Here is a 5424-nt window from a genome sequence, read left to right as displayed (position 1 = left end):
CCGTCGATGCGCTCCGGCCTATCGTCCGACGGACCGTTCAACAGGCACCGTAGGGGGGGGGGGGGGGGAGGCCCCCCCCCCCCCCCCCCCCCCCCCCCCCCCCCCCCGCGATCCGTGGACGCCCTCAGGACCCGAAGGCCCCGAGGATCCGCTCCGCCGCCAGTGTCGGCGTCAACAGGCCTTCCCTGAGCTGCCGTTCGACCTCGGGAGTGAGGTCGCGCACGGCAGGGCTGGAGTGCAGCCGGGTGAGGAGTTCGTCGCGGACCATCGACCAGGCCCAGCCGACCTGCTGCTCACGGCGGCGGGCGTCGAGACGGCCGGTCGCGTCCAGGAGCGAGCGGTGCTTCTCCAGGCGCTCCCACACCTCGTCCAGACCGGTCGATTCACGGGCACTGCAACTGAGCACCGGCGGCGTCCAGACGGCCTCGCGGCCGTGCATCAGCCGCAGCGCGCCCGCGAGTTCACGGGCGGCGGCACGGGCGTCGGTCGCGTGCGGACCGTCCGCCTTGTTCACCGCCACCACGTCCGCGAGCTCCAGGACACCCTTCTTGATGCCCTGCAACTGGTCGCCCGTGCGCGCCAGCGTGAGCAGGAGGAAGGAGTCGACCATGTCGGCCACGGCCGTCTCCGACTGGCCGACGCCGACCGTCTCCACGAGGACGACGTCGTAGCCGGCCGCCTCCATCACCACCATCGACTCGCGGGTCGCCTTGGCGACACCACCGAGCGTGCCGGCGCTGGGGGAGGGCCGCACGAACGCGGCCGGGTCGACCGCGAGCCGTTCCATCCGGGTCTTGTCGCCGAGGATCGAGCCCCCGGTCCGGGTGGAGGACGGGTCGACGGCGAGCACCGCCACCCGGTGCCCCAGCCCGGTGAGCATCGTGCCGAAGGCGTCGATGAAGGTGGACTTGCCGACGCCCGGCACCCCGCTGATGCCGATCCGGCGGGCCCGGCCGCTGTGCGGCAGCAGCCGGGTCAGCAGCTCCTGGGCGAGGGCGCGGTGGGCCGGACGGGTCGACTCCACCAGGGTGATGGCGCGCGCCACCAGGGCGCGCCTGCCGTCCCGTACGCCCTTCTCGTACGCGTCGATGTCGATGGCCATGGGGACTACTGGCCGTGCCCCAGGTCGGCGGCGAGACGGTGGACCAGGTCCGCCGCCGCGTCCGGGATCACCGTGCCGGGCGGGAAGACGGCCGCGGCGCCCATCTCCAGCAGGGTGGGGACGTCCTGGGGCGGGATGACCCCGCCGACCACGATCATGATGTCCTCCCGGCCCTCCGCGGCCAGCTCGTCCCGCAGCGCGGGGACGAGCGTGAGGTGGCCCGCCGCCAGCGACGAGACGCCCACGATGTGCACGTCCGCCTCGACGGCCTGCCGGGCCACCTCGCCCGGCGTCTGGAACAGCGGGCCGACGTCGACGTCGAAGCCCAGGTCGGCGAAGGCGGTCGCGATGACCTTCTGGCCGCGGTCGTGGCCGTCCTGGCCCATCTTGGCGACCAGGATGCGCGGACGCCGTCCCTCGGCCTCCTCGAAGGCGTCCACGAGCGTCCGGGTGGACGTCACGGACTGGGACTCACCTGCTTCGTTGCGGTACACACCGGAGATCGTACGGATCTGCCCCGAGTGCCGTCCGTACACCTTCTCCAGGGCGTCGGAGATCTCGCCGACCGTGGCCTTGGCGCGAGCCGCCCGCACGGCCAGTTCCAGCAGGTTGCCCTCGCCGCCCGCGGCCCGGGTGAGGTCCTCAAGAGCGGCCTGGCAGACCCGCTCGTCGCGCTCCTCGCGCAGCCGCCGCAGCTTGTCGATCTGCCGGGCGCGCACCGAGGAGTTGTCGACCTTGAGCACCTCGATCTGCTCGTCGCCGTCCACGCGGTACTTGTTGACGCCGATGACGGGCTGGCGGCCGGAGTCGATCCGGGCCTGGGTACGGGCCGCGGCCTCCTCGATGCGCAGCTTGGGAATGCCCGCGTCGATGGCCTTGGCCATACCGCCCGCGGCCTCGACCTCCTGGATGTGCTGCCACGCCTTGCGCGCCAGGTCGTAGGTGAGCCGCTCCACGTAGGCGCTGCCGCCCCACGGGTCGATGACCCGCGTGGTGCCGGACTCCTGCTGGATGAGCAGCTGGGTGTTGCGGGCGATGCGCGCCGAGAAGTCGGTCGGCAGCGCCAGCGCCTCGTCCAGGGCGTTGGTGTGGAGCGACTGGGTGTGCCCCTGCGTGGCCGCCATCGCCTCCACGCATGTACGCGTGACGTTGTTGAAGACGTCCTGCGCGGTCAGCGACCAGCCGGAGGTCTGCGAATGGGTGCGCAGCGACAGCGACTTGGAGTTCTTCGGGTCGAACTCCTTGACCAGCCTTGCCCACAGCAGCCGCGCGGCGCGCAGCTTGGCGACCTCCATGAAGAAGTTCATGCCGATCGCCCAGAAGAACGACAGCCGGGGCGCGAACGCGTCGACGTCCAGGCCCGCTTCCCGCCCGGCCCGGATGTACTCGACGCCGTCCGCGAGCGTGTACGCCAGCTCCAGGTCGGCCGTGGCACCGGCTTCCTGGATGTGGTAGCCCGAGATGGAGATCGAGTTGTAGCGGGGCATGTTCCGCGAGGTGAAGGCGAAGATGTCGGAGATGATCCGCATCGACGGCTTCGGCGGGTAGATGTAGGTGTTGCGGACCATGAACTCCTTGAGGATGTCGTTCTGGATGGTCCCGGCGAGCTTGTCCGCGGACACGCCCTGTTCCTCGGCCGCCACGATGTAGAGCGCGAGGACGGGCAGCACCGCGCCGTTCATCGTCATCGACACCGACATCCTGTCCAGCGGGATGCCGTCGAACAGGGTCCGCATGTCGTAGATCGAGTCGATCGCCACGCCCGCCATGCCGACGTCGCCCGTGACACGCGGGTGATCGCTGTCGTAGCCGCGGTGCGTGGGCAGGTCGAAGGCGACCGACAGGCCCTTCTGGCCGGCCGCGAGGTTGCGGCGGTAGAAGGCGTTGGACTCCTCCGCGGTGGAGAAGCCGGCGTACTGGCGGATCGTCCAGGGCTGGTTGACGTACATCGTCGGGTAGGGGCCGCGCAGGAACGGCGCCACACCCGGGTACGTGCCCAGGAAGTCCACGTCCTCCAGGTCACGCGCGGTGTACAGCGGCTTGACGCCGATGCCCTCGGGCGTCTCCCAGAGCAGGTTCTCGCCACCGGACGCCTGCTCGACGGCGGCCTGCCACTCGTCGAGACCGCCGTCGGACGAGGACGGCGACGGGGATCCGAGGTCGATCCCGGTGAAGTCGGGGATTCCCATCAGGACACTCCCATGCGGTCGAGGGCGGCGGACAGGACGGCGACCGCGTCGCATCCGGAGAAGACGTAGGAGTCCACGCCCGGGTACGAGCCGGGCCGGCCCGCCAGGGCGATATGCGTGGCACCGGCGTCGCTCAGGGCGGCGGCCTCGGCCTCGGCCCGCTCCTCGTACAGCGCGTCGCTGGAGCACAGGCACGCCTCGGTGGCGCCGCTGTCGGCGAACGAGCCCTCCGTGACGGGCTCGATGCCGCCCGCCTGGAACAGGTTCGCGGCGAAGGTCAGCCGTGCGGTGTGCGCGGCGGCGGGCCCGAGCGCGGCCAGATAGACGCGCGGCCGGGCGCCGGTCGCCGCGAGGTGGGCGTCGGAACGGGCTCGCAACGCCTCGAACGCCTCGTCGCGGCGCACCCGCGGCAGCCCGCCGCCGGGCCGGTCGGGAGAGGGCTCGCGCACGACGGGCTTCTCGCCGAGGTGCGGGAACTCGCTCACACCGGTGACCGGTTCACGCCGCTTGGCGAGGGCCTCGGAGCGCTCGGCCCAGGTCGCCGCGAGCCGCCGCTCGGTCCAGCCGGACGCCAGCGCGGCCGACTGGCCGCCCTCCCGCTCGGTCTCCTGGAAGAACTCCCAGCCCGCGTGGGCGAGTTCGTCCGTCAGCGACTCCACGTACCAGGAGCCGCCGGCCGGGTCGATGACCCGCGCCATGTGCGACTCCTCGATCAGGATCGTCGAGGTGTTGCGGGCGATCCGCCGCGCGAACGCGTCGGGCAGGCCCAGCACGTGGTCGAAGGGGTGCACGGTCACGCTCTCCGCGCCGCCCACACCGGCCGCGAGGGTCGCGACCGTCGCGCGCAGCATGTTCACCCACGGGTCGCGGGCGGTCATCATCACCGGCGAGGTGACCGCGTGCTGGAGCTGCGCGCCCGCGCCGGACGCCCCGCACGCCTCGGCGACCCGGGCCCACAGGCGGCGTGCCGCCCGCAGCTTGGCGATGGTCAGGAACTGGTCGGCGGTCGCCGCGTAGCGGAACTCCAGCTGGCCCAGCGCCTGTTCGATACTCAGACCGGCGTCGGTGAGCGCGCGCAGGTAGGCCACGCCGGTGGCGAGGGAGGCGCCCAGCTCCTGCGCGGCCGAGCCGCCGGCCTCGTGGTACGGCAGGGCGTCCACGGTCATGGCCCGCAGCCCCGGGTACGTCTCGGCGCAGCGCCGGGCGAGGGAGACGGCGACGGGGAATCCGTCCTCGTCGTACGCGGACCCGGTGCGCGCCCGGGTGCCGAGCGGGTCGGCGCCGAGGTTGCCGCGCGCCGCCTCGGGGGCGACGCCGCGGCTGCCGTACAGCGCGAGGAGCTCCTCCGCCGCGGCCGCGGTCTCGTGGCCGGCGTCCAGGACGACCGGGGCGAGGTCCAGGTACACGCCCTTGAGGAGCCGGTCCAGCTCGCCCGTCGGGATGCCGCCCGGCCCCATGGCGAGCCACAGGGAGGAGACGCCGTTCTCGAGGTCGGTGAGCACCGCCTCGGGGTCGGGCGCCGAGTGGCGCTGCCGTACGTCCCAGCCGCCGGCCGTGTTGCCCTCGGCACGCCCGGAGCGTACGAACGGGGCGAAGCCGGGCAGGCCGGGATCGGGCACGCCGTCGGCGGCCGTGTAGAGGGGACGGGCGCGAAGCCCGTCCTCCAGAGCCGTGGACAGCTTCTGCTCGGCCTCGGCCTCGGGTACGTCCTTGCCCGACCTGCTCAGTACGCCTGCCACGAGGCGCTGCCACTGTGCATGGGTCGCTGCGGGGAATTCGGCGGCCAGCGGGAGGCCGTCGTCAGGCAGCACAGTCATGATCGGATGCTAGCCAGATGCTCATCGGAGCAGCAGCACGATCCTCTGTGACATATCCCTCTCCCCGGCCGTACGCATTTTGCCCCATGCCCCGCGCCGCTGCCGCGCCGCCTCCAGGCCCGGCCCGCGCGGGAGTCCCGGCGCCCGGGAGCAGCATGGTGAGGGGGGTCACGTGGACGCCGTCGCGAGGATCTCACCCCTAGGGCCCTTCTGATGGATCTCCGCGGCGCCGCGGACACGACCGGGGGGGGGGGGGGGGGGGGGGGGGGGGGGGGGGGAGGGGGGGGGGGGGGGGGGGGGGGGGGGGGGTGGTGTG

At 72.9% G+C, this 5424-nt stretch carries 3 protein-coding genes; all 3 read right to left on the bottom strand.

The annotated features are described in order from the left end of the window. Positions 1 to 124: 124 nt before the first annotated feature. Genes meaB through ACZ6SQ_RS06270 form a run of 3 tightly spaced genes read right to left on the bottom strand, consistent with a single transcriptional unit; the run spans position 125 to position 5108 of the window. The gene (gene meaB, locus ACZ6SQ_RS06280) at positions 125 to 1102 is read right to left on the bottom strand and encodes a methylmalonyl Co-A mutase-associated GTPase MeaB (protein ID WP_389333327.1); all 978 of its coding nucleotides are present in this window, start codon (positions 1100 to 1102) and stop codon (positions 125 to 127) included. 5 nt (positions 1103 to 1107) lie between these two features. Continuing rightward, on the bottom strand, positions 1108 to 3291 hold the full coding sequence (gene scpA / locus ACZ6SQ_RS06275; RefSeq protein WP_469557245.1) for a methylmalonyl-CoA mutase: 2184 nt from the start codon (positions 3289 to 3291) through the stop codon (positions 1108 to 1110). Further along, entirely contained in the window at positions 3291 to 5108 is a 1818-nt protein-coding gene (locus ACZ6SQ_RS06270) for a methylmalonyl-CoA mutase family protein (RefSeq protein WP_469557243.1), read from the bottom strand. Before ACZ6SQ_RS06270 ends, scpA begins: the two co-directional genes overlap by 1 nt. Positions 5109 to 5424 lie beyond the last annotated feature (316 nt).

The organism is Streptomyces sp. NPDC048600, assembly GCF_055587025.1.
This window is presented reverse-complemented; position numbering and strand designations above follow the sequence as displayed.

Coding starts and splice junctions, on each gene's coding strand:
- ACZ6SQ_RS06270 (WP_469557243.1), bottom strand. CDS start 5,108: ATGACTGTGCTGCCTGACGACGGCCTCCCGCTGGCCGCCGAATTCCCC.
- meaB (WP_389333327.1), bottom strand. CDS start 1,102: ATGGCCATCGACATCGACGCGTACGAGAAGGGCGTACGGGACGGCAGG.
- scpA (WP_469557245.1), bottom strand. CDS start 3,291: ATGGGAATCCCCGACTTCACCGGGATCGACCTCGGATCCCCGTCGCCG.